The sequence below is a fragment of the Spirosoma fluviale genome, from assembly GCF_900230225.1.
GTDB classification, from domain to species: domain Bacteria; phylum Bacteroidota; class Bacteroidia; order Cytophagales; family Spirosomataceae; genus Spirosoma; species Spirosoma fluviale.
Window position 1 is genome coordinate 592,232 of sequence record NZ_OCNH01000001.1, and the last position, 24,094, is coordinate 616,325.

Consider the following 24,094-nt stretch of genomic DNA (forward strand, 5'->3'; position numbering starts at 1 on the left):
GTGCGAATTCCAGCGTCGCTAAGTGCTCATTAAGCGGTACTTTTGCCCGGTATGCGTTATTTTATTGAATTATCGTATCGGGGAACGGCATATCATGGCTGGCAAACACAGGCCAACGGCGTAAGCGTTCAAATTACGCTGGAAGCCGCCTTGAGCCAACGATTAGGTAAACCCATTTACATTATGGGTAGTGGCCGGACCGATGCGGGTGTCCATGCCAAACAGCAGTTTGCTCATTTTGATGTTGAGGAGCCCCTGAATCTAACAGAAAGCCTTATTTATTCGATTAATTGCATGTTGCCGGAAGATATTGCCATTCACGCCATATTTCCGGTTTCGGACAAAACACATGCCCGTTTTTCAGCGGTTTCCCGGTATTACCAGTACCACATTACCCGTCAGAAAGATGCCTTTCAAGGTACCCTTACGTATCATTTCCGGCCGCATCTGGACATCGACCGAATGAATGAAGCCTGCAAATTACTTCTGCAACACACTAACTTTCAAAGCTTCAGTAAGGCCAGAGCAAATGTGACTCACTTCAATTGCCAGCTCGATTTTGCCTACTGGGACTATACAAATGCCGACTGCCTGACGTTTCATATAAAAGCGAATCGATTTTTGTGGGGTATGGTACGGACAATTGTAGGTACCATGCTCGAAATAGGGCAGGCCCGTATGAGCCTTGGCCAGTTTGAGGAAATCATTCTGGCCCGCGACCGTACAGTGGCTGGCCGAGCCGCACCGGCAAATGGGTTATACCTGATGGAGGTGGGCTATCCGGCGCAGGTGTTCGCGCAGAGGGCATAGGGGCTTGGGTATAGGGTTTCGGGTAAAATCTCAGCGATTAAGAGGAGTAGCTGTTGATAAATTGGAGGCCGGGTAGGAAACATAGCCATTGTCCCTTTGCCCAAACCCCGATGCCCAATGCCTGCATTCCCCTTAAATTTTGTTAATTTGGAGCGTTCCCCCGTGGAATCCGTTATTTTTGTCTCATAACACGAACCCCATAAATGGCTCGTAACAAGAAGAAAGTAGGTGCGTATCCCAGTGGCATGATCTTATTCAGTCTGACACTGGCATTATTTTTAATCGGTTTTTGCGGATTGCTGGCTATCCAGTCAAAAAAACTGGTGACTTATATCCGCGAGAATTACGAAGTGCGGGCATTTCTGGATAAAGACCTCGACGTAAAAAAGAGCAGCGCACTCTTTCGCACTATTTCCGAGCGGCCTTACATCCTCAAAACGAATGGCGTGCCTCAGGTTAACCTGGTCACGAAGGAGGACGCTGCCAAAGAGTTCATTGCCGAAACTAAAGAGGACTTCTCGAAATTTTTAGGTGAGAATCCACTGCATGACAGCTATCGGATAAAGTTGAGTGAAGGCTACTTTGAGGAAGCTAAACTACAGGAAGTAAAAAAGGACCTGGAAGAAATTGACGGTGTATTTGAGGTTGTTTATCAGGAGAATCTGGTTGATAACATCAATCGAAATATCACAAAGATTTACGCCGTCATGTCGGCCTTTGCGCTCATTTTGTTGCTGATCATTGTGGTGTTAATGAACAACACGATCCGGTTGGCGCTTCATTCGCAACGGTTACTCATTCGGAGTATGCAGTTGGTGGGTGCCACAAACGGATTTATCACCCGGCCGTTTTTAGGACGGGGTATGTGGCAGGGCTTTCTGGCGGGTGTTATTGCCGTTATTTTGCTCATTGCCGGATTGCAGGTCGCTATTCATAACTTGCCCGAACTGGGCGCTTTTCAGGACCCCGAAAAGATGATTTTCCTGATGGCGGGTATCGTGGGGCTGGGCGTTTTAATTGGCTTCCTAAGCACGTTTCAGGCCGTAAATCGTTATTTAGGCCTGACTTTAGATGAGTTGTATTAGTCTGGCTGGCGTTTCTCTCCTGGATGAAGCCCAAACCAGAGGTTGATTTTTACAGTTACACAAAAAGCATAACTGACGAACGAATATGGCAAAGGATAAACAAGCTGGCATCCCCACGCTACTGCGTGATGAACCAGTTAAGAAAATAGTCGACACGACACCGGCAGCACCCAAAACGGTACCTACGCGGTCGGCGATGGCAGAACCCGTACGTCGGGACTCGGCGGCAGCGCTTCCCTTCGGGCGGCAGAACTACACGCTCATGCTGGCGGGTATCGGCGTTATTCTGGCCGGGTTCTTCATTATGAGCCTCGATAAAGAAGAATTTGGTTTTGGTTTTCTGGGCCTTACACTCGGTCCTTTAGTCGTTATGGGCGGCTTTGTGCTGGAGTTTTTCGCGATTCTCGCCCGGCCCAGGGTGTAAAAAGTTTAGTTGTTAATCGTTTGTTATTTGCCGTTTGATTCTGCTTGCCATAAGTTTGTCTGCTCTTGGCAACTAATTAACTGCAAACGACAAACGATTAACTGTTTTTAATGGAACTGATTCACGCTATTGCGCTGGCCATTATTGAAGGATTGACCGAGTTTTTACCGGTTTCCTCAACGGGCCACATGATTATTTATTCGTCATTAGCCGGTATTGCCGGGAATGAGTTCACTAAGTTATATACGGTCGACGTTCAGTTTGGGTGTATACTGTCGGTACTTGTCATGTATCACCGTCGTTTCATGACCGATACCCGCACGGGTACATTCGTTGTGCCCGGTTACCTCAAATCGCTACCCGTCCGGTTGCAGCCCATGGCGGATTTCTACAGCAAGATACTGATCGCTTTTTTGCCTGCTGCCGTTATCGGTTTGCTGCTGAACGATTTCATCGACTCACTTCTCGAAAGTATTACCACTGTTGCCGTCTCACTGTTAGTCGGTGGTATTGTACTAGTCTTTATCGACAGGATTGTCAATCGCCAGCCTAAGGATGGGGAGGTAACAGTGCCGGATGCTATTCGTATTGGCTTTTTTCAGTGTATCGCCATGATTCCGGGCGTATCTCGGTCGGCGGCAACCATTATTGGGGGTATGTATCAGGGATTGAGCCGGACGCAGGCGGCCGAATTCTCCTTTTTTCTGGCTGTGCCAACCATGGCAGCGGCTTCGGGCTACAAACTTCTGAAGACGTACAAACTAATACAACCGGCCGACTACCAGACGCTATTGATTGGTAATGTTATTGCCTTTGTAGTTGGCTTGCTGGCTATCCGGGGATTTGTCGGTTTTCTCAACAAGTACGGTTTCAAAGTGTTTGGTTATTACCGGATTGCGCTTGGCTTACTGCTTCTGGGCTTAATGGCGGCTGGCGTGAAGCTGGACGTTTTATAATTCATTTTGCCACAGAGATACGCGGAGAAACACAAAGATACACGGAGGTATTTCTTATCTTTCTCTCTACGTATTTCCGTGCTTGTCCGTACATAGTTGTGTCACAACAAAATCAACCAACACCCGACCCCGGTCAGGTAATTTTAATTGACAAGCCAATAACCTGGACGTCGTTCGACGTAGCCAATAAGCTCAAATACGCCTGTAAGTTCAAGAAAATCGGTCATGCCGGTACGCTGGACCCACTCGCTACCGGTTTGCTTATTCTCTGTACGGGCAAAATGACCAAGCAGATCGATCAGTATCAGGCTCAGGAAAAGGAATATACCGGAACCCTGGTGCTGGGTAAAACAACCCCATCGGTGGATCTGGAAACCGCTTTCGACGCCGAATACGATACAACGGCAATCACTTCCGAACAAATACAGGAGGCCGCCCGGCAGCTAACGGGCGAGATTCTACAGGTGCCCCCCATTTACTCCGCCGTTCGGGTCAATGGCGAGCGACTTTATGAAAAAGCCCGCCGGGGCGAAACCGCCGACCGCGTTGAGGGGGGAATCAAAGCGCGTCAGGTAACGGTGACGGCTTTTGAGGTCGGTACGGAACGCTTCCCGGAAGTCGATTTTCGCATTGTGTGTTCAAAAGGCACTTATATTCGTAGTCTGGTACGCGATCTGGGCTTGCTGCTCAATAACGGAGCTTACATGAGTAGTCTGCGCCGAACACGTATTGGTGAGTTTACCGTAGAGAATGCCGCGACCATCGACGCGTTTATTGCAGCATACCGGGCGGCACAATCAGAACTGTTACCAACGAACGAATGATTATTTACAGAGGCCTCGATGATATTCAGCCTTTACCAAATGCCGTCGTCACGAGCGGTACATTTGACGGGGTTCATAGGGGTCACCAAATTATTTTGTCCCGGCTGACGGAAGTAGCGCAGGCAAGCGGGGGCGAGTCGGTTTTGATTACGTATTGGCCGCATCCACGTACCGTCGTATCGAACGACAGCCAGAATCTGAAGCTGCTCACAACCCTGGACGAAAAAATCGAATTGCTCGATCAGGCGGGTGTTGAGCACCTCGTTGTTATTCCGTTTACGCGCTCTTTCTCTGAACTTACATCAGAAGAGTACATCCGGCAGATTCTGCTCGATAAGATAGGTACGAAGAAACTCGTCATTGGCTACGACCATCGCTTTGGTCGCGATCGGGAAGGCGGGTTCGATTATATACAGGCACACCAGAGTGAATACGGTTTCGAAGTAGAGGAGATTCCCCGGCAGGATGTCGAAGCGGTTGGTGTTAGTTCCTCCAAAATCCGGGCCGCACTGAACGAAGGAAATGTGCATACGGCCAATCTGTTTCTAGGTCGACCTTATAACCTGACCGGAACGATCGTAAAAGGACGCCAACTTGGCCGCACCATTGGTTTCCCAACCGCAAACATGCAGGTCGACGATCCATCCAAGCTGATTCCGGCCAACGGAGTTTATGCCGTCGATGTGGAATATGCCGGTCAAACGTTAGGAGGTATGCTCAATATTGGTTTTCGGCCTACGGTAGCCGGAACGCACCAGACCATAGAGACCTACATTTTCGATTTCGACAAGGACATTTACGGCGAGCATATGACCCTCCGATTCCGGGAGTTTCTGCGTCCCGAACAAAAGTTTGACGGGTTGCCAGCGTTAGTTGCTCAACTCAAACATGACGAGGAAGCCGCCCGGAAAGTGCTTGAGAGCTAGGTCATTTGTTTGCCAATGTTCAACCCGGCCACATAGCCCGTTGTCCAGGCGCTCTGGAAGTTGAAGCCACCCGTAATACCGTCAATATCCAGCACTTCACCGGCGAAGAACAGTCCGGGCTGGGATTTACTTTCGAGCGTTTGTGGATTCAGACTACCGAACGAGATTCCTCCGCAGGTGACAAACTCATCTTTGAAGGTACTCTTTCCGGCCACGTTAAACTGGCTGTTCGTCAGCTTCTCCGTAAGTCGATTCAGTTGTTTGGCGGGTAAATCTGCCCAGCGCTGTGTTTCGGCAATACCGGCTTCCGTAGCCATCATTTGCCAAAGCCGGGAGGGTAACACAAACGGATTTTGAGAAACCACCAGCTTTCGACCGTTCTGCTGACGAAAATCCTGCAAAGCCGCTCTCAGCTGATTTTCATTTAGCTCGGGCGTCCAGTTTATACGCAGGGTAAATTGATACTCCAGCTCGGCCAGGTCGCGGGCGGCCCAGGCCGACAGGCGTAGAATGGCGGGGCCGCTAAAGCCCCAATGGGTTATTAACAGTGGTCCCCGCTGTTCTTGTTTGGTACCCATAATGGACACTTTAGCATCCGGCACCGACACTCCGGCGAGGGGCAGAAATGGGTTTTCCGGTACATTGAAGGTAAATAAAGAGGGCACCGGCGACACCAGTGACTCACTTGGTTCGGGTAGCCAGCTATAGCCGTCTGTTTTCGGGTAACCACCGGTAGCCACCAGCACACGGTCGGCAGTGAGGACTTCATCGGTGTAAAGGTGAAGTTGCCAGCGGTCGTGCCCATCGCGCGTTAACGTACTAACCCCGCAACTGGTACGAACGGTAATGCCCAGCCGACGCGCCGTGGTTAACAGGCAATCGACAATGGTATCAGACGTGTTTGTATTAGGAAACATACGTCCGTCGGCTTCTGTCTTCAAAGGAACACCCCGTTTTTCGAACCATTGAACGGTGGCGGTGGCGTCGAAGAGATTCAGCAGTGGGCGTAAGGGTTTTTCGCCCCTGGGGTAATGCTTCACCAACTGACGATTGTCGAAGCAGGCGTGCGTAACATTACAGCGCCCGCCACCCGAAATGCGTACTTTATTGAGAACAGTACGGTTTTTTTCTAAAATGGTAACGGTTGCATCCGGAAAGGTTTCGGCCGCTGTAATGGCGCTAAAGAAACCGGCGGCACCACCGCCAATGACAACAATATTCAACGAAGACATGCATTTTTAACAGCGGTTTACCGTTTACGGTTCACCGCTTCAATACCCTGATAAAATCCGTGTAACTTTACTTTTATGTTTTTTAAGCCTCGTTTTTCAACAAAAAAATACGCCCGCCGTGGCTTTCGGCTGCGTGGAAACACGCTTGTTCTATTGTTTATATTCTTCCTGATCGGCCTGTTTCTGCACTATGGCGGGCAAACGAAACCCGTTGTGGCTTTCTGGAACGATTTTAGGCAGTTGATCGGTATCGGGCGCTCTCGTTCCGATGTAACAAAAGAAGACAATCCCTACAAAGCACCGGAACCGAATCAGAGCGACGAAGCTACTGATAACCGACGCGGTAAGTCACGCCAATCGGATAGAGTAGACGAGAGTGAAGCCAGTGACCATAGCGGGAAGCCGTCAACGGCCTCGTCTGGGAACGCTCGATTCGATTTCGAAAAAGAAGTCGATTTTATCCTGCCTTTTGTAAAACCCGAAGACGAAATTATCCGGCACGATGGGTACACGCTCCGGTACCGCGACCAGTATAAAGACGCCGACTGGGTGGCGTACCCTTTGCTAGCCTACGAAACAACGGGCGACGCCGATCGCAAAAATGAGCAGTTTAAGCCAGACCCAAGGGTAGAAAACGGAACGGCTCTTCCATCCGACTATACCAGATCGGGTTATGACCGGGGGCACCTGGCTCCGGCGGGTGATTTTAAGTTCTCGCAACGGATGATGCGGGAAACGTTCTACATGAGCAACATCACACCCCAGGCTCCCGATTTCAACCGGGGTATCTGGAAAGAGCTGGAAGAGTTGGTTCGAACCTGGGCTATTCGCGACAAAGGTATTTATGTGGTAACGGGTGCCGTGCTGAAGCCTGGTTTACCAACCATTGGCAAGACGACAGAAGTTAGTGTGCCGGAGAAGTTCTATAAGGTGATCCTGTATTGCAACAAGCCAGAGATTCGGATGATTGGTTTTTTGCTGAACAACGAGCCGTCGAACCAGTCATTAAAACAGTTCGTTGTGCCGGTTGACCGGATTGAACAGCTAACCGGAATTGACTTTTTCCCAAAGATTCCGGATGAACTGGAACGAAAGCTGGAAAGCAAAAGCCGGGACGAAATGGTAACGGACTGGTTTTCTTACTGATATCCGGCAGCAGGCTTCTTATAGGAAATAGATTTACCGACTGATACCTAAAAATGGATCACGGCAGTTGTTACTTCTCAGGTTTTCTGCTTCTTCTTCTTGGCTGCCGGGAAAAGAATGTTGTTGAGAATCAGCCGGTAACCGGCTGAGTTAGGATGAAGGTTCAGATCGGTGGGTTCTTCGCCGATTTCATGCCGGTAGTCTTCGGGGTCGTGTCCACCGTAAAATGTAAAGAAACCCCGGCCATAGGGTGAGTGAATGTAACGAGCTTCACCGGCCGCACGGTTTTCAGCTAAAATGACCACTTCGGGCTTGATGTAGTTTTTCTTGAACGCCGTTGTCTGCCCCATAAAGCCTTTGATCACATTGGCGTGGTTCTGCGTCAGCATGGTTGGGATAGGGTCGTATTTGGCCGAAAACTGGAACAGAGTAAAGTAATCGTTATGCTCGCTCAGGCCCCGCTCTTCGGGCTGATTGTCGATGTTGGAAAACTCGATCAGAAACGGATTGGTATAGACCTGAAAGTTTCGGAACGCCATCGTCTGGCTGTAATCCAGCTTGTTGTTAGCATTGGGATCAGCACCGTCGCCGTCGTAAAACGAGTCGACAATATCGGTGTTGTGGGCCGAGAGGGCAATGTCATACGTATCTGTCGCATTGCACATGGCAAACAGATAGCCACCGCCCAGTACGAAATCACGAATTTTCTGGGTTACCGCTAGCTTTAACTGGGGTACTTTGGATAAGCCAAATTTGCGGGTAATATTTTCAGCTTCCTGCTTTTGGGCAATGTACCAGGGCTGGTCTTTAAAATGGAAGAACTTACCGTACTGACCCGTAAAATCCTCGTGGTGCAAGTGAAGCCAGTCGTATTCAGGGAGTTTTCCGTTCATGACCTCTTCGTCGAAAACCACATCGTAGGGGATTTCGGCATAGGTCATGACCATGGTTACGGCATCGTCCCAGGGTTGCTTTGTCTTGGGGGAATAAACAGCTACTTTAGGAGGCTTTTGAAGCTTTACCGCGTCCATATTCGCATCGGCCGCCGAAACTTCAGACAGAATCTGAGCGGATTGCGCATCCGAAATGACTTCGTAACTCACGCCACGTATGACCATTTCATTGATGAATGCCTGACTTTGCGGCATCATAAACGAGCCACCCCGGTAATTAAGCAACCAGTCGATTTCTGTATCATGCGTTTTGAGAACCCAATAGGCAATTCCGTAGGCTTTCAGGTGATTCTTCTGGGCATCATCCATGGGAATCAGAATCTTAGAGGCCCATACATGACCCGTCAGCGTGAGAAAAAGGATGAGCGGTAACAGCAGACGTTTCATTGGCTTCCCGGATAAAAATGCTTGTGCTAGTTTTGTTATAACGAAAGATACACAAATATTGTGCGAGAATTTAATTGTGGATGAGTGAATGTGAGAATTAGAGAATGTAGCAAGACTACCCATTCTCTAATTCTCACATTCCTCATTCACTCACCCATTCGATAGATGAACTTACTTGAAAATATACGGGAAGGCTTGCGCTCGATTGCGGGTAACCGCTTACGAACCATCCTGACCTCACTCATTATCGCCATTGGTATCACCTCACTGGTGGGGATTCTGACGGCTATCGACGGCATTCAAAGCTCGGTAAACAGTAGTTTTGCCGGGCTTGGCGCCAACACATTTAGCATTGTGGCCCGGCAGGATGCCTTTCGGCGGGGAGGGCGAATACAACGCCAGGATGCCCCCATTGACTATTTCGACGCTATCAACTTCAAACGCCGGTTTCCTTACGGGGCTACTATTGCCGTTTCGAGTGTGGTAACGGGAACTGCACAAGCAAAATTCGGCTCCAAGAAAACGAATCCAAACGTGCAGTTGATCGGTATTGATGATGTTTTCCTGTCGGTGAAGGGCTATACCCTCCTGAGCGGTCGTAACATGACGCAAAACGAGTTGCAGTACGCCCGAAACGTGGCCATTGTCGGGAGCGAATTAGCGGCCACGTTATTTGAGAAAAAGATAAATCCGCTCAACCAATTAATTCGGGTGTCGGGGTCACAATACAAAATTGTGGGTGTGCTGGAAAAGAAAGGTGGGTTTTCGGGCGGGGGCGATGATCGACTGATTCTTGTACCGCTCGATAATGCCCGCGCTCTGGCAGGAACCCGGAAGCTGTCGTTTGATATTACGGCCTCGGTACCCAGCGTTGCGGACCAGGACGAAGCCGTTGGCGAAGCACGCGGAGTTATGCGGTTAGTACGGCAGGACCCGCTGGGACAGCCCGATTCGTTCGACATTGAGCGAGCCGATGAACTGGCGAAAGAAACCGAAAATATTACCGGTTACCTCCGTATCGGTGGCTTTGGGATTGGCTTTATTACCCTCCTGGGAGCCGCTATTGCGCTGCTCAACATCATGCTGGTGTCGGTTACCGAACGAACCCGCGAAATTGGCATTCGGAAATCACTTGGTGCTACGCCCAAACGCATCCGGGAGCAGTTTTTGATCGAGGCTATCGTCATCTGTATTCTGGGTGGTTTGGGGGGCATTGCCCTCGGACTTGGCATTGGTAACCTGATCGCCACGCTTGTCAGCCAGGGTAAAGGTGGCTTTGTAGTGCCCTGGGTATGGATGGGGTTAGGAATTGTCGTTTGTGTAACCGTGGGTCTTTTTGCCGGTATCTATCCCGCCGTACGTGCATCTAAACTCGATCCCATCGAAGCCTTACGGTACGAGTAAAGCAACTCTATGGAGACCGGTCCGGGCGAGTCGGTTATGAGTCAATCGTTGGTAAGAATACGGTAAATGTAGAGCCTAGTCCGGGCTGACTTCGGGCTGTAATAGTCCCTCCGTGATTTTCGGCTACCTTACGGCATATGGCCAGACCGATTCCCGTTCCCGAGTATTCATTCCGACCGTGCAGGCGTTCGAACAGATGAAAAATCTGCTCCCGGTATTTTTCATCGAAACCAATGCCATTATCCGAAACATCGATGGCGACCCACGAGCGCATTGTTCGGTTTGGTACGAACGCAGGCACCTCGTCTGACGAAACAGCCCCTACCCGGAAAATTATTTCAGGAGTTCTGTTTAAGGGGATAAATTTGAGGGCGTTACTCAGCAGATTCTGAAACAACTGCCGCAACTGACTCCGGTTGCCATTAAAGTAAATGGAGGGGTGAACAGACGCATCCGGGAGCTGTATACGTGCCTTTTTTTCGTCAATAACCAACTCAAGGTCGCTCAGGATCTCGGCCAGTATCCGCTGGAAACCAATTGGCTCAAATGCTTCCTGTTCAGCGGTTAGTCGTGAATAAGTAAGCAAATCCCGAATCAGCTGACTCATTCTGTCGGCTGCCGACTGCATTCGTTTGAGCATCATTCGGCCATCTTCCGGCAACAGATTGCCGTATTGGTCGATGATCAAATTGCCGAACGACTGAATTTTGCGCAGCGGCTCCTGTAAATCATGGCTGGCTATGTAAGCAAACTGCTCCAGGTTATGATTGGAATGGCGTAAGTCGAGTACCAAATGCTCTGCGTACTGCAGGGTTTTGCGGAGGAGTGTATTATCGTGCGCTACGACTACTATTCCGTCGTCCTGTTTAACGACTGAAATGTCGAACCAGCCTTCAACAGAGCCATCTCTGTAGTACTGTTCAAATCGTTGGGGCTGGCCAGTTTCGACTACCTCAGTGTATCGGTCAAAAATGCCGGACGACTTTAAACTTGGGAGTACCTCCAGCATGGTTTTATGCTGGGTTTCTTCAATAGGATGGCTAACCAGGCGGGCATTTGCGTCGTTTTGAACCAGATAACGGAAGTCGGTAATCTGATTTTCCTGATCTCTGATTGCTTCAAACAGGATAATGGGGGTTTGGCATCCATCCAGAACACTCTGTAAAATAGCGGCTCGCTGTTTGGCCAGCGATTCGGCCTCTTTACGCTCATTGGTGATTACGTAGACAGAAATGAGTCTGTTGGCATCAAGTCGGTTAATCCAGTTATCTGTGTAGTTATTGAGTCCGTCGAATGCGTAGTGCGACTCAAAATGCTGCGGCTGGCTACTTTGTAAAGCTGTACACAACGCATCCCAATGGGGCGTTTGTTTGGTGCCCGGAAAAAGGGAGAGCACCGATTGTCCAATTAGTTGCTCACTGCTCATTCCTGTGTCTCGCAAAACTGTCGCACTAACGCAAACGTACCGGAAATCAACAGGGTTACCGGCATCATCCCGCACCGCTTCCAGGACCGAAAGGCCGTTGGTCATCGTTTTCAAAACTCCTTCAAAAAGCTGAGCCTGTTCCTCAATTTGCTGCGTGGCCGAATAAATATGGCTGATGTCATTGAAGGTTGCCACAAGCCCGTCGCCAAGCTTGCTAACGGTGGCGTCGAACCACTTCCCTAATGTGGGAAAATAGTGCTTCCCCCGGAACAATTGTCCCGATTCGTAAACAGATACGTATTGATCCCAAAGTCCGGTGTTTTTCGTATCGGGGTTGAGAGATGTTAACAAACGGCCAACAATATTTTCATTAGTACGATAGGATGCCCGTAACGAAGCCTCATTGGTTAGGACTACCCGTAAATCGGCAAGGTGTCCGGCATCATCAAGAACGGCTTCGTAAACCATTATAGAACTCAGCGAAGTACTGAGCACACCATCCAGTAGTTCATTCTTTTTACGCAGGGCTTCGGCATCCAGCCGCGTTTGGGTAATATCATTGAACAGAACAATAATGTTGTCAGCATCCATCCGTGTTACTGACAACTCCAGATGTTTATTTATAGGTTTAGCGAAAAAAGCAGTTTGTAAGGGTTTCCCGGTTTGTAACACGTCGATGTAGGCCGCCATCAGGCCCGACGTTATAAACTCAGGATTAAACTCACTGATGGATTTCCCAAGAACCTCGATTTCTGAATATTGACCCAGCCTCAGGGCCGCCGGATTGATTAATTCTATCTTAAAGTCAATGATTTCCCCATTTGCGTTCCGAATGGCCCGTTCGACGGTGATACTGTTTGGCGAAGTATCCAGTACGCTCTTGAGCAATATTTGCTGTTCTGTAGTGTGCTGTATAGTCTCCTGAAGGAAAGTGTTCTGTTTTTCCAGTTGAATTTCGACCTGTTTGAGGTCGTCAATATCCCGTAGCGTGACAAAATAACCATTACCAACGGGGCGATTTTCAAAAGAGAACCATCTGTTTGTTCCGGGGATGATATGCTCAATGTCAAACGGAATTTGTTTTTCCACGACCTGCCGAAGGTTTTCTTCCTGTGCCTGTGCGTAAGGTGCCCGTTGAAATAGCCACAGGGACATCATCTCCTCGTGGGTATGACCAGTGAGGGCCAATGCCTTCTGATTATAATACACCGTTTGGTAATCGATAATCGCACCCATTTCGTTGTGTACTGGTTCATAGACGATAACACCGTTGGGTGAGTGGTCCACTAAACTGGCGAAAAGGAGCGGAGAGGACGAGGAGGAGGGGACTAGTCTTGAGGTGGTCATGAGGAACGTTGGAGTACAGTAAATTTAAGAAAACTGGATAAACGCACCACCTCATTTTATCTCAAATTTTTATTTGCAAAAGCGATATTAACGACTTACTTTTGCACCCACGTTTGACAAACGCATCACGCTTCGGCGTGACGATTCTGTCGCCGGGATGGCGGAATCGGTAGACGCGATGGTCTCAAACACCATTGTCTGCAAGGACATGCCGGTTCGAGTCCGGCTCCCGGTACAACAACCCCCTATAAGTGACTGTTTATCAGAATCTTATAGGGGTTTCTCTTTGCTTACCGAAACCCTACCGAAACAAATCTTTAAATACTCTATTTTGCTTCTGTAAAGGGTAGGGGTATATCATATTTCTATTAATGCTCTTTGCCGCTAACCGCTACCTACTCAAAAAGATGTGATGCCAAAATGCAAGGGGGGGGGTAGGGTATACTTTCATATGTCATAAAGGTATTTCTCTCAATTAATTATTTGGTCTGTTTTATAAAAAAGCTCCTTTGTAAGCTATAGGGATAGATTAAGATGAGTAATAAAGTACAAAGTGAAAAAAACCGTTTGAATTTTGACACCGATTTTTTTTGCTTAGCAAGCGGGTAGCGGGAAGGTGTTGGTCAGAAAGTCAGAATACCCCCCTTACTGTGTTGTTCGTTGTCATTCAAGCCTTATTCCCGCTTATTCGTTTACCTCATCTATAAAGCAAAAACAGCCCCTACATAATGTAAAGGCTGTTTTGTATGAAGAGGGTAACCCCCTATCAGTTTAATTGCATGGAGTTGGCTGTTTGAGGTCTGCGAGTAATGCTTTAACCTCTTCTACAAAATTGATATACCCTACCCTTGATGCCGTTCTTTTCCCCGTTTAACTTGATGGCAATGATTACACAAAGGCATCAGGTTTGTTTCATCAAGAGGTTCACCACCTAAGCGAATAGGTTTAATGTGGTCAACCATTTGCGCCGGGGTAAGACGGTTTTTCTCCAAGCAATGAACGCAAAGGGGGGAATTTTCTAAAACCCTTGCACGAAGTTTGCGCCATGGAGCCATACGGTAAAAATTGGCGGGTATATTCCCTTTAGGGGCTTGGTACGTTGGTTTTGGATTAGCCTTAATCCATGGCCATTCTGGTTTATTTACGGTTGGCATAGTGTCAAATAGTTACGGTTGATACTCTTCTAATTTACTACTTTCCTCATGTATGGTCAGCACCTCTTCTAATAGGTGTGAAACATCAAACGGACTATCGGCATTTGCCGAAGCTACTAAGCCCAACATCTTTTTTAGTTGACGTTTACGGGCTTTACGGTCTTCAGAGGTCAGCACCTCTTCCGGTATAGTCTTTAATTTTTGGGTCAGTAGCTCTTCCATACTAAACCCGTGAATAGCTTCTAGGTCTTTCAATACCAATAGCGGAAGCATCGAAGCGGGAAGATCCTTTTTGTTTGTAGGCATAGCTCCAGCGGGGGTTTTTCGGATTCTTTGGTAAGTTTCCAAAAGGTCAACTTTGCAGAGGTTGACGAAAGAAGGGTTAAACAGATCAGCAACCAACACCCTTTGTTTAAAGTAGATTTCAGGCTTTTTGTAGTGGTTCTCTACCTTCAGACAGTGTTTGCCCGGTTTAAATCCGAAGTCATCCCGTAAGGCTCTTTTTGCTTCTCCTTTGACCTTCTGTTTAAAGTTCTCATTGGCATCATACAACTTTACCCGTAGGGCTGAGGAATCAAAAAACTTACTCTTTTGATTGAGATAACCACGCGCAACAAACCCCTTTAAATGGGTATGATTCGCCAGCATAATATCTACCCGAAGAGGAACTGTTACAAATTGCCCGAACTCAAAAACATCTATTGAACCAGAAAAAACATTAAGTCCTATTAACTGGCTTATATAGTCCATCGCTTCCCGTAGGTCAGTAGCTTCAGCGGGGTAATTATGTCCTCTACTTAGATAGGGTAGGCTACCGCTAATCTTCAATTCCCGAAGTTGGGCTTTGTATTGCACCTTCAACGGGCAGACACCTTCTAAACGGTATTGTTGCCAACCCTGCCAGATATTACCCGTGTCAGTGAGGTACGATAGATTGGGTGTATCTTTGCCCGTGAAGAGGGAAACTCCAATATGGTCAAACATGGCGGGTTTCGTTTTTTATCCTAAAATGTAGAAAGGGACTACCCACATGGGAAGCCCCTTTTTTGTGTTTTAAGGCTTAAAAAATAGTTGGGCCTTGTTTCCTGACCTCTTCATTAAGTATTGTCAGCACCGCTTCCCGCTGCCTGTATAAGCCGGGATAAATGCGTACATCTAACGTATCCCGGCAATTGTCCAAGGTGCGTACGATAACCACTAAATCCGGGGTGTTCTCTATTCTGCCGTGTTCATTCGTTCTACCCACATCAGCAAAGCCTAGTAGTAGCGGAAAATCAGGACAATCCCATAGAGAGAAGCTTACACGTTCTTCCGTTCTGCTATTAGCAATCCAATAAGGGCTTGGTGTGTCTTTTCGAGTAAAACGGGCTTTACAGTCTGCAACCTTCCTATAAATTGCGGCTCTTCCTGTTTGGGCTATACGTTGAAAACCTACGGGGTCAATTGAAAAGTTAATCCGAAGCGGAAGAACTTCTGAACTTCCTGACTGACGGTAAAAACTGGCCTTTGTTTCCGCATTACGCCGATATACTAGCCTTTTTTCTATAGCTTTGATAAGTTGTTTATTCATGGCTCTGATAAGGTTTAGGCGTTAGGCTCGTTTTGCAGAATCAATCCTTTTGCCTGAATCTTATTATGAGTCAGAAACGTCTGCACGTCTAGTGCAGTAAACCAGATTTTGGGGCCAACCTGGCTGAAGCTAATCTGTTTTTTATCCCGGTAGTTTTGTAGTGTCTTCGGGCTAATATCAAGCATTTTACACACCTCTTCGGGTCTAAAAGTTACCTCATCAAGTAGTTGAGGTGTTATCCTATCCAGCTTACTTTCTAAGCGTGTTAAGGTGCATAGTAATGCTTTGTAGTCCTCTGCTGTTATCAGCTTTGTTTCCATGTTTTAACCTGTGTTTGATTTTGAAGAATCATTGAACAGGTCAAAGGTCAGTATATGAGGATAGGTAGAGAGATACTACATTTAAGAATTTTTTGTGTCTCTTGGTAGCTTCTTATTATCAAGGGTTTACATTCGTTTTTGGCTTTTTTGCTCGTGTATTTGCCTTACTACTTTCGTTCCTGTTTTTGGGTGTAATTTCTGCCAGTCTCAAGAATTGATCCTTTATATCTTCTACAAAGGTGTCATGTAAAGGGGCTTTCTTACCTCTGCCGTGCTTAAATGGCGCGCCAGCTATAAACATTAATTCAGCTCCAAACCTGCAAATATTGTCAGTACCTAAGTGTGGTACTTTATAAGAGAGGTAAGAATATAAATCATTGATTGTTTCTTTCTTTCTGAAAGTCGTATAATCATCTGTTTTCCATTTGTCGTACTCTGTATATTTTTCTACATACCATTCATCTTCTTGAATAATATCCTTAATGCCTGTTTCGTCCTCATCTGCTTTTTCTCCGTATTTATCCATTACAGATTGGAGTATGAAATAAATTAACTCAGGGTAAGCGATTGTAAAGGTTCGCTTGGGACTTCCTTTTAATGTAATAGTGATTTTTTCGACAGTATCTGAATTTAAACTACCATGTCCTAAGTAGTGGTATAAACCAATCCCTTCTGCTGTTGAGGGGTTACGGGCTTTATTTCTTTCCGCCTTCCATTTATTTTCATCCTCTGCAAATACTGGCGGATCGTATTGGGTTAGTATATACTTAAAAGCAAAGTAGATGTCATCCCTCAATCCGATTGGAATGTTATGCCTTGTTATTAGCTCATCAACTATTGCCTTTCCTTTGGGACTTAGACCACGAATAGGAAATTTTCCACGTTTTATTAACTCTTCAACTCTAGTTAAATCAAAAAACTGTGAAAGTTGAGAAATAGAAGTTAAGTAGGTTTTTCGTTCAATAGGGGTAGGTCTTTGATGTTTCATCTACGTAAAATATTAAGCATAGTAGAATAGGGGTAAGAATTCTTACCTAAAAAGAACCTAATAAAGACCTACCCAAAAAGGGTGTCTAATGCTTGGTCTGTGACTTCGGTATCAAAGTCCTTCAGGTAGTTTTCGGTAATGTTGATTTTAGAGTGCCGTAGTAGCTTGGAGATAGCGTACACGTCTTTTATCTTCCTACGTCCTAAGTCTGCGAACGTGTGACGGGCTGAATGGAACGAAAGGTCTTTAGGTATGCCAGCCTTTAAACAGATCGTCTTCAGGTACTTATTGATTAGTGCGTTCTTCCGGGAAATTTCCTTTAACAGTTCTGCTTCTGTGGTGTAGTCCCGCTTACCGCTGAGGATTGGAAACAAGTAGTCTTTGGGCTTGGTGTCTGGCTTCCGGTAATGGCAAAGAATGGCTTCCGCTTGCTTAGGTATTTGTATAGTATGTTCTTGCTGTATTACGTGTTGGGTCTTACGCATCACGTAGGATAATCTACCGTTAACAATGTTCTCCCACTTCAAACAAGACACATCACTAAACCGTACGCCAGCGGTATAGTAAGCAAATAACCAGTAATTACGGGTATGCCAAATAAGAGAGTCTTCGGGTAGGTCAACACCAATAAAGGCTTGTAATTCCTCTTCTGTAAGTCTGATTCTTTCGGGTTTGGCTTCCTTCATTTTGAAGCCTAAAAACGGGTTATCCTGCCTTTTTAACAGCCCCTCTTCTATTGCCCTGCCTATTACCGTACGTAGCTTAGAAAGCCCCTTATTCGCTGTATTCAGGCTATTACCTTTCGTCTTGATTAACCATTCGTGATAGGTGTATAGGGTAGGGGTAGTAATGTCAGTAAATACTAGGCTATCGTTCTTTATATACTCTTTGAACTTGTTGACTTCAGTACGAACGTTGCGGCTTGTATTGTATGCCTGTTTCTCAATGAAGTTATCAGCAAAGGCAAAGAAGGAAGTCTGATACTTGCCTTTCATGTGGTCAATCACTACTACCGCTGTGGCTCCCTTTACCTCTGCTTTGATTGTGGTAGCTTCCCCTTTGAGTTCGATTAGCCTTTCGTTTAGCTGTTTGTAAAGGGGGTAGGTACGGCGTACTGTTTTCTTAATCGGGTTCCAGTCTTTCTTCGGTATGTCAAAGCCTGTATAGATTCGCTTAATCTTACGGTCAGCCGTTATACGTAGAAATAAGGCATGGTCTCCGTTTAACTTTGGTTTGTGGTTTAGTTCTGCCGTGAACGTAAACGAGTTTACTAGATTCCGGCTTTTGCTTGAATCGGGTGTCATGTTAAGTATGTTTCGTTTTTTATCCTGCCCGAAGATAGTTTACCGAAACAGTTTACCGAAACATTACCGAAACAATTCTTACTTTATTATATATTTAAACGCTTTCATCTACATTCATTCATCCTTTTAAATGCCTGTTAAACAATGATTTAGGATAATAGCATATATGTATGAAAGTAGTTGTTCGAGTCCGGCTCCCGGTACATCTAAAGGCTTTAGATGCTTGTTTTACAGGCGTTTAAAGCCTTTTTCGTTTAGCCACCTGTTTTTATTGTCGGGTATATTTTACTGGATTGCGCATGTATCACGGTTTTTAAGTTGGCCAAATTCCAATTTGCGCAGACAGGTCTTACAAAGCGTTATAGAAAATGATAGTTTGACGCATCCGTATTCTTCAGAATTCCTTCAGAATCATCAAATAGTTTTGATGTCCAGTTAAACCATTGTATTGCTACACTAATCTCATCAGTTCAATAGCCTGTTACTCGTTAATGGGTTATTTTTTTGACGTTCAATCTGTTCTAGCTACAAATCAATCCATTGGTAAATCGTTCTTTATCCATCCTGGTCGTAGAGGCCAATACCGATCATCATTTACTTATTGGCTATAGTTGTCAAGTAAACAAGTTCCAGGTAAAGCCTATTTTTGCCACAAACGTTGAGGAGGCATTGGATTATCTGGACGTCTACGCTAATGACAGACAGTTATTTCCTCAACTAGTTTTGCTGGATCTTCTGTTGCCTCAACCTGAAGCAGGACTGCAATTAATCCGAGAGATCAGGAAGTCGTATCCTCGTTTGCCTATTGTGGTATTAAGCCATCATCAGGATCAGGCCGATATTCAGCGAGCGTATGATGTAGGTGCCAATTCGTTTATTGCTAAGCCGTTAAACTTACTGGATTGGGAGGGTCATTTTCAGATTTTACTTTCTTACTGGTTAACTGTAGTTACTCTAGCCCCATCTTAACCCCAATCTTTCAGGTTTTAAAAATGGGTAGGCGATTGGTAAAAAAATCATCAGAAGGAGTGGCTCGCCTAAATAATGCTAGCCCTGTATGATTGTCCCTAAAGAGGGTTCACGTACCTATTTAACATCAAAAAAGCCGGGGACGACTGTTAAGTCGTCCCCGGCTTTTTTACGTTAGACTGAATTGTCAACCGATAACTCACACCCCCCGTCCTTGTATAAGACGCAGGATGATTGCAATAACGGCAATCACTAACAAGACGTGAATCAGACCACTGGAGGCAATGCCTGTTCCTAAAACGCCTAAAAATCCGAGTAGCCAGATGATAATCAGAATCACCGCAATGGTGTATAATAAGTTGCCCATGGTATTTATTTAATTAGTAGATGTTCGATGGTCTAACTAGTACATTTTCTAAACGTTTAGAAAATCGAGTGAACGGCCAAACAAACATGTGTCGATATATATAATAAAATAAATATTATATAATACTATTTGAAGTGTGTGGGGTGGCTACATTATGGATCAGACTTGCCTGAATAGGGAGTTTGCCTACAGAAAGGCCAATTGAGTTGGATTATAGTTAGCGCATTGGTTATGAGATCGGTAAGGAAGATTGTGTACTGTAAATGTTTACCGAATATGGTTTTTTTTGCATGTGTAAGGAAAATGTTTCGTATCCAGCTGTATTTTTTGCCGAATGGTTTAACCGGTGCTTTAGCCTGATCGATTCCTGTTGCAAATTGCCCAACTTTGTTTTTGGCAGGATTGGAATTCGGTGAACGAATGGCGACGTTTGCTTCCGTTTCTTTTCCATCTCTCCTCAATAATGACTAATTCAGCTCTTTTTCAACTTTTCCCGTCGGAAGACCAGATTCCTGCCGACTACCGTATCGAACCCATTCACCAGCGTGAATACCTCCTTAACGGCGAAATGCGCCAGTGGGACGGTCCGGTATCTGAAGTTTATTCGCCCGTGTGTATCCCCGACCAGAATGGTGTACTGCAACGACAACTGGTGGGTAGTTTTCCCGTTACTGGTCCTGAGGAAGCACTCGAAGCCCTCGAATCGGCCGTGGCTGCCTATGATAACGGACGGGGCGAGTGGCCCCAGATGTCGGTGGCGGGGCGTATTGCCTGCATGGAAACATTTGTCGGGAAGATGCTCGAACAGAAAAAACTGGTCGTGAACCTGATCATGTGGGAAATCGGCAAAAACCTCGCCGATGCCACTAAAGAGTTTGACCGGACGGTAACCTATATCTACGATACCATCGATACCCTGAAAACGATGGACCGGAATTCGTCGAGGTTCCGGATTGAAGAAGGAATCATTGGCCAGATCCGACGGTCGCCCCTGGGCGTGGTGCTGGCTATGGGGCCGTTCAACTACCCGCTCAACGAAACCTACACAACACTCATTCCGGCTATTCTGATGGGGAACACCATTCTGTTCAAAACCCCGAAGCATGGCTCTCTCTTGCATTACCCCTTGCTGGAAGCATTCCGTATCAGTTTTCCGAAAGGGGTTGTCAACTCCTTGTATGGCCGGGGGGCTAATGTAATTCCACCCGTTATGCAGTCCGGCAAGGTAAATGTACTAACGCTTATTGGCTCCAGTCGGGTTGCCGATGAACTCCAGCGGCAACACCCAAAACTTAACCGACTACGGTCCATTATGAGCCTGGATGCCAAAAATGCCGCCGTTATTTTACCCGATGCCGATCTGGATGTAGCCGTTAAAGAGTGCCTTTTGGGTACACTTTCGTTCAATGGGCAGCGGTGTACCGCCATCAAGATCATTTGGGTTCATCGCTCCGTTGCCGATGACTTCCTGAAACGCTTTGGGCCGGAAGTGAGTAATCTTAAACCCGGAATGCCGTGGGATGCCGGTGTACAAATTACCCCGCTGCCCGAACCCAACAAGACGCAGTACCTGACAGACATTATTGCCGATGCCAAAGCGGGGGGCGCGTCTATCGTCAATGAAGGCGGGGGCGAAACGGTGGCATCGCTGTTTGTACCAGCGGTTGTCTCACCAGTTAAAGAAGGGATGCGCTTATACCGGGAAGAACAGTTCGGTCCCGTTATTCCGGTAGTTGTGTTCGACGATACCGAGGAGTTTATCGACTACCTCATTACCGACGATCACGGCATGCAGGCGAGTATTTTTGGTACCGATACCGAAGAAATATCGCGGTTAATTGATCCATTGGTGAACCTGGTAAGCCGGGTGAACATCAATGCCCAGTGCCAGCGCGGGCCGGATACGTTCCCGTTTACCGGACGTAAAGACTCCGCAGAAGGTACGCTGTCGGTCGAAGATGCCCTGCGGTCATTCTCAATCCGATCGGCAGTAGCTACGAAAGACACCGCTACTAACAAAGCGATTCTGAACGACATTGTGGAGCACCATAAGTCTACATTCCTGAGTACGAATTTTATTTTTTAAGGGAGCACCGATCGGCCGTTGATGCGTCGAGCCGTCCCGGTCGGTCGGTGTTATACAATTAAACGGTCGACCGTTCCGGTTGGCATTACATGCTCACTGCCACTAAACTTTCTAAAGTCTATTCTGACGTTACGGCGGTTCGTAATGTGTCGCTATCGCTTGAGCCGGGACAAATCATGGCGCTTGTGGGGGCCAGCGGCTCCGGGAAAAGTACGCTGCTAAACCTGTTGGCGGGTATGGCCGATGCGGATACCGGCACGGTCAGTCTCGATGGCGAACGGGTAGCGGGTCCATCGGATGTACTAGTGCCGGGTCATAAAAACATTCGGCTGGTGCATCAGGAATACCAGTTAATGCCTAATGTATCCGTCCGGGAAAATATTCGGTATGCGCTTCGTTTTTTTGAGAAGAGCTACCGCGACTTCCGGGTGGATGAATTACTGCGACTGTGTCGGCTAACAGAGGTGCAGGATCGTGTGCCCCGGCAAATATCGGGGGGGGAGAAGCAACGCACCGCCATTGCCCGCGCCATTGCCGATAAACCGGCCGTCTTGTTGCTTGACGAACCTTTCAGCCATCTTGACTTACCTAACCGGCTAATCGTCCGCGATTTATTGTTCGACATGGTTCGTGAGGAGGCTGACGTTGCAACGGATTCACGCGCAACGTCCTGTCTGATTGTTACCCACGATGCTACAGATGCACTTTCCATTGCCGATTCGCTGGGGATTATGCGTGATGGTAAACTGATACAGCTCGGTTCGCCGACCGCTGTTTATCACCAGCCGCAAACAGCCTATGCCGCTCGTATGACAGGCCCTGTCAATATTCTGAAAGCCAGACACCTGCCTTTACTCGGCTTACCCGAACCGACTAGTCCCAATGAGTTGATTTGTTTACGGCCCGAGCAGATTCAGCTAACGGAAGGTGGAGCCATTGGCACCATTCGGGCGGTGTTTTTCAAGGGTAGTCATTACGAACTGGAGGTTGCCCTGTCGCGCTATGTATTGCTGCGTCTACTGACGACCCGCACCGATTTGCACGTTGGGCAGGAGGTAGGTATTCGTGTTGCCAATGAGTCCGTTTGGACAGTAAAGCCCTAGTTGCTGTTAACCCTGATGGCTTGTTTTGGGTTGTATGAGAAACAAACCAACAACACGTTATGGAAAACAAAGAACAACCCCCCGGAGTACCTCAACCTGCCGGACAGGATGGCTTTCTGGTCAGTGAAGAAACGGAAAATGTAGATGCCTCGGGCGTTGATGACCGCTCGACGGGCATGGGCGAAGGCGATAAAGATTTTCTGGGTAAGACCAACCTGAAGGATAAGGACGATGAGTAATGTTGTCGTTTTGGTAAGCTGTTACCACAAAAGAAGGCCCACCGCTTCAGCGGTGGGCCTTCTGGCTTTATTTATGATTCAACCCTACAACAACCGTTTGATCAGCTGCTCTACCGAAATGCCTTCGGCCTCAGCTTTGAAGTTTCGTACTACCCGGTGGCGTAGAATAGGCAATGCTACCGCCTTAACATCTTCGATATCGGGCGAGTATTTCCCGGTTAGCAGGGCGTTGCATTTTGCGGCCAGGATGAGTGCCTGAGAGGCCCGTGGCCCTGCACCCCACTCCAGATACTGGTTGGCATCGGAAGCCGCCATTTCGGTATTCGGGCGGGTTTTGTGCACGAGTTTTACGGCATATTCCACCACATTGTCGACTACCGGCACCCGGCGAACCAGTTGCTGGAATTCCCGAATTTCTTCGCCCGTGATCACGCGCTGAACATCGTATTTTTTGTCGGAAGTTGTGCTTTTAACAATATCCAGTTCGGATTGATAAGACGGGTAATCCAGATAGATATTGAACATAAACCGGTCGAGCTGGGCTTCGGGTAGGGGATAGGTACCTTCCTGCTCAATCGGGTTTTGGGTGGCTAAAACGAAAAATGGCCGTCCCAGTGCATATTTCTGACCGGCAATAGTAACCGAATACTCCTGCATGGCTTCCAGTAGCGCTGACTGCGTTTTGGGCGGAGTCCGGTTAATTTCATCGGCCAGAATAATATTGGCAAATACGGGGCCTTTGATAAACTTGAAATTGCGTTCCTGATCCAATGTCTCAGAGCCCAGAATATCAGACGGCATCAGGTCAGGCGTAAACTGGATACGGTTGAAATCGAGGTCAAGCGCACCCGCAATGGTTTGAATCAATAGCGTCTTGGCTAAACCGGGTACGCCCACCAACAGGCAGTGACCCTGGCAAAAGATGGCCGTCAGCAGCAAGCGAACCGTATCATCCTGACCAATTACGACTTTCGAGATTTCGTTTTTTAACTTCTGATAAGAGGTAGTAAGGGCTTCGGCAGCCGCAACATCCGAGGAGTAAGGCATTGTAGTAAAAAATGATTAATGAAAAAT

At 47.2% G+C, this 24,094-nt stretch carries 23 protein-coding genes and 1 tRNA gene; 13 read left to right on the plus strand and 11 right to left on the minus strand.

Features of this window, described 5'->3' with window-relative positions; all coding sequences use genetic code 11:
* Positions 1 to 51 precede the first annotated feature (51 nt).
* The 6 genes from truA (at position 52) to CRO74_RS02545 (ending at position 5,025) form a co-directional block, all read left to right on the plus strand.
* Entirely contained in the window at positions 52 to 810 is a 759-nt protein-coding gene (truA, locus tag CRO74_RS02520) for a tRNA pseudouridine(38-40) synthase TruA (RefSeq protein ID WP_097124415.1), read from the plus strand.
* 203 nt (positions 811 to 1,013) lie between these two features.
* Positions 1,014 to 1,895 (plus strand): cell division protein FtsX, encoded by an 882-nt coding sequence (locus CRO74_RS02525; RefSeq protein ID WP_097124416.1) that lies wholly within the window; start codon positions 1,014 to 1,016, stop codon positions 1,893 to 1,895.
* 85 nt (positions 1,896 to 1,980) lie between these two features.
* Positions 1,981 to 2,319 (plus strand): DUF3098 domain-containing protein, encoded by a 339-nt coding sequence (locus CRO74_RS02530; RefSeq protein WP_097124417.1) that lies wholly within the window; start codon positions 1,981 to 1,983, stop codon positions 2,317 to 2,319.
* A gap of 110 nt (positions 2,320 to 2,429) precedes the next feature.
* The gene (locus tag CRO74_RS02535) at positions 2,430 to 3,275 is read left to right on the plus strand and encodes an undecaprenyl-diphosphate phosphatase (RefSeq protein ID WP_097124418.1); all 846 of its coding nucleotides are present in this window, start codon (positions 2,430 to 2,432) and stop codon (positions 3,273 to 3,275) included.
* A 98-nt stretch (positions 3,276 to 3,373) separates the two neighbouring features.
* Entirely contained in the window at positions 3,374 to 4,099 is a 726-nt protein-coding gene (truB, locus tag CRO74_RS02540; protein WP_097124419.1) for a tRNA pseudouridine(55) synthase TruB, read from the plus strand.
* Positions 4,096 to 5,025, plus strand: coding sequence for a bifunctional riboflavin kinase/FAD synthetase (locus tag CRO74_RS02545; RefSeq protein WP_097124420.1), 930 nt, complete (start codon positions 4,096 to 4,098; stop codon positions 5,023 to 5,025). Before truB ends, CRO74_RS02545 begins: the two co-directional genes overlap by 4 nt.
* On the opposite strand, the gene CRO74_RS02550 is transcribed toward CRO74_RS02545, so the two are convergent.
* Positions 5,022 to 6,257: a BaiN/RdsA family NAD(P)/FAD-dependent oxidoreductase gene (locus CRO74_RS02550; protein ID WP_097124421.1), complete on the minus strand. Its 1,236-nt coding sequence runs from the start codon at positions 6,255 to 6,257 to the stop codon at positions 5,022 to 5,024. The two genes, CRO74_RS02545 and CRO74_RS02550, sit on opposite strands and share 4 nt — an antisense overlap.
* A 75-nt stretch (positions 6,258 to 6,332) precedes the next feature.
* Between CRO74_RS02550 and CRO74_RS02555 the strand changes: the two genes are divergently transcribed.
* Positions 6,333 to 7,403 carry a DNA/RNA non-specific endonuclease gene (locus CRO74_RS02555; protein ID WP_097124422.1) on the plus strand — a complete coding sequence of 357 codons (1,071 nt, stop codon included), beginning with the start codon at positions 6,333 to 6,335 and terminating at the stop codon, positions 7,401 to 7,403.
* A 77-nt stretch (positions 7,404 to 7,480) separates the two neighbouring features.
* On the opposite strand, the gene CRO74_RS02560 is transcribed toward CRO74_RS02555, so the two are convergent.
* Positions 7,481 to 8,743: an asparagine synthetase B gene (locus CRO74_RS02560; RefSeq protein WP_097124423.1), complete on the minus strand. Its 1,263-nt coding sequence runs from the start codon at positions 8,741 to 8,743 to the stop codon at positions 7,481 to 7,483.
* 165 nt (positions 8,744 to 8,908) lie between these two features.
* Here CRO74_RS02560 and CRO74_RS02565 point away from each other — a divergent pair, with 165 nt between their 5' ends.
* Positions 8,909 to 10,147 (plus strand): ABC transporter permease, encoded by a 1,239-nt coding sequence (locus CRO74_RS02565; protein ID WP_097124424.1) that lies wholly within the window; start codon positions 8,909 to 8,911, stop codon positions 10,145 to 10,147.
* Between the two features lie 34 nt (positions 10,148 to 10,181).
* Here the strand turns inward: CRO74_RS02565 and CRO74_RS02570 are convergent, their stop codons facing one another.
* Positions 10,182 to 12,920 (minus strand): PAS domain-containing protein, encoded by a 2,739-nt coding sequence (locus CRO74_RS02570; protein WP_097124425.1) that lies wholly within the window; start codon positions 12,918 to 12,920, stop codon positions 10,182 to 10,184.
* A 151-nt stretch (positions 12,921 to 13,071) separates the two neighbouring features.
* On the opposite strand from CRO74_RS02570, the gene CRO74_RS02575 reads away from it, so the two are divergent.
* Positions 13,072 to 13,155 (plus strand) — tRNA-Leu (locus CRO74_RS02575).
* 607 nt (positions 13,156 to 13,762) lie between these two features.
* Here CRO74_RS02575 and CRO74_RS02580 read toward each other — a convergent pair.
* From CRO74_RS02580 to CRO74_RS02605, 6 genes are all read right to left on the minus strand, one after another.
* Positions 13,763 to 14,074: an HNH endonuclease gene (locus CRO74_RS02580; RefSeq protein WP_097124426.1), complete on the minus strand. Its 312-nt coding sequence runs from the start codon at positions 14,072 to 14,074 to the stop codon at positions 13,763 to 13,765.
* Between the two features lie 12 nt (positions 14,075 to 14,086).
* Positions 14,087 to 15,058: a hypothetical protein gene (locus tag CRO74_RS02585; protein WP_097124427.1), complete on the minus strand. Its 972-nt coding sequence runs from the start codon at positions 15,056 to 15,058 to the stop codon at positions 14,087 to 14,089.
* Positions 15,059 to 15,134: 76 nt separating this feature from the next.
* The gene (locus tag CRO74_RS02590) at positions 15,135 to 15,644 is read right to left on the minus strand and encodes a hypothetical protein (protein ID WP_097124428.1); all 510 of its coding nucleotides are present in this window, start codon (positions 15,642 to 15,644) and stop codon (positions 15,135 to 15,137) included.
* A gap of 14 nt (positions 15,645 to 15,658) precedes the next feature.
* Complete coding sequence (locus CRO74_RS02595; protein ID WP_097124429.1) at positions 15,659 to 15,964, minus strand: helix-turn-helix domain-containing protein; 306 nt, start codon at positions 15,962 to 15,964, stop codon at positions 15,659 to 15,661.
* Positions 15,965 to 16,082: 118 nt separating this feature from the next.
* The gene (locus CRO74_RS02600) at positions 16,083 to 16,952 is read right to left on the minus strand and encodes a hypothetical protein (protein ID WP_097124430.1); all 870 of its coding nucleotides are present in this window, start codon (positions 16,950 to 16,952) and stop codon (positions 16,083 to 16,085) included.
* A gap of 68 nt (positions 16,953 to 17,020) precedes the next feature.
* Complete coding sequence (locus tag CRO74_RS02605; RefSeq protein ID WP_097124431.1) at positions 17,021 to 18,256, minus strand: site-specific integrase; 1,236 nt, start codon at positions 18,254 to 18,256, stop codon at positions 17,021 to 17,023.
* A 540-nt stretch (positions 18,257 to 18,796) separates the two neighbouring features.
* On the opposite strand from CRO74_RS02605, the gene CRO74_RS02610 reads away from it, so the two are divergent.
* The gene (locus tag CRO74_RS02610; RefSeq protein WP_097124432.1) at positions 18,797 to 19,225 is read left to right on the plus strand and encodes a response regulator; all 429 of its coding nucleotides are present in this window, start codon (positions 18,797 to 18,799) and stop codon (positions 19,223 to 19,225) included.
* A gap of 199 nt (positions 19,226 to 19,424) precedes the next feature.
* On the opposite strand, the gene CRO74_RS31230 is transcribed toward CRO74_RS02610, so the two are convergent.
* Positions 19,425 to 19,592, minus strand: coding sequence for a lmo0937 family membrane protein (locus CRO74_RS31230; RefSeq protein ID WP_012925412.1), 168 nt, complete (start codon positions 19,590 to 19,592; stop codon positions 19,425 to 19,427).
* Positions 19,593 to 20,055: 463 nt separating this feature from the next.
* On the opposite strand from CRO74_RS31230, the gene CRO74_RS02620 reads away from it, so the two are divergent.
* From CRO74_RS02620 to CRO74_RS02630, 3 genes are all read left to right on the plus strand, one after another.
* Positions 20,056 to 21,678, plus strand: coding sequence for an NADP-dependent glyceraldehyde-3-phosphate dehydrogenase (locus CRO74_RS02620; RefSeq protein ID WP_097124434.1), 1,623 nt, complete (start codon positions 20,056 to 20,058; stop codon positions 21,676 to 21,678).
* Between the two features lie 89 nt (positions 21,679 to 21,767).
* Complete coding sequence (locus CRO74_RS02625) at positions 21,768 to 22,781, plus strand: ABC transporter ATP-binding protein (protein WP_097124435.1); 1,014 nt, start codon at positions 21,768 to 21,770, stop codon at positions 22,779 to 22,781.
* Positions 22,782 to 22,840: 59 nt separating this feature from the next.
* Positions 22,841 to 23,020 (plus strand): hypothetical protein, encoded by a 180-nt coding sequence (locus CRO74_RS02630; protein ID WP_097124436.1) that lies wholly within the window; start codon positions 22,841 to 22,843, stop codon positions 23,018 to 23,020.
* Positions 23,021 to 23,104: 84 nt separating this feature from the next.
* On the opposite strand, the gene CRO74_RS02635 is transcribed toward CRO74_RS02630, so the two are convergent.
* A complete protein-coding gene (locus tag CRO74_RS02635; RefSeq protein WP_097124437.1) occupies positions 23,105 to 24,067 on the minus strand; it encodes an AAA family ATPase in 963 nt (320 codons plus the stop codon).
* Positions 24,068 to 24,094 lie beyond the last annotated feature (27 nt).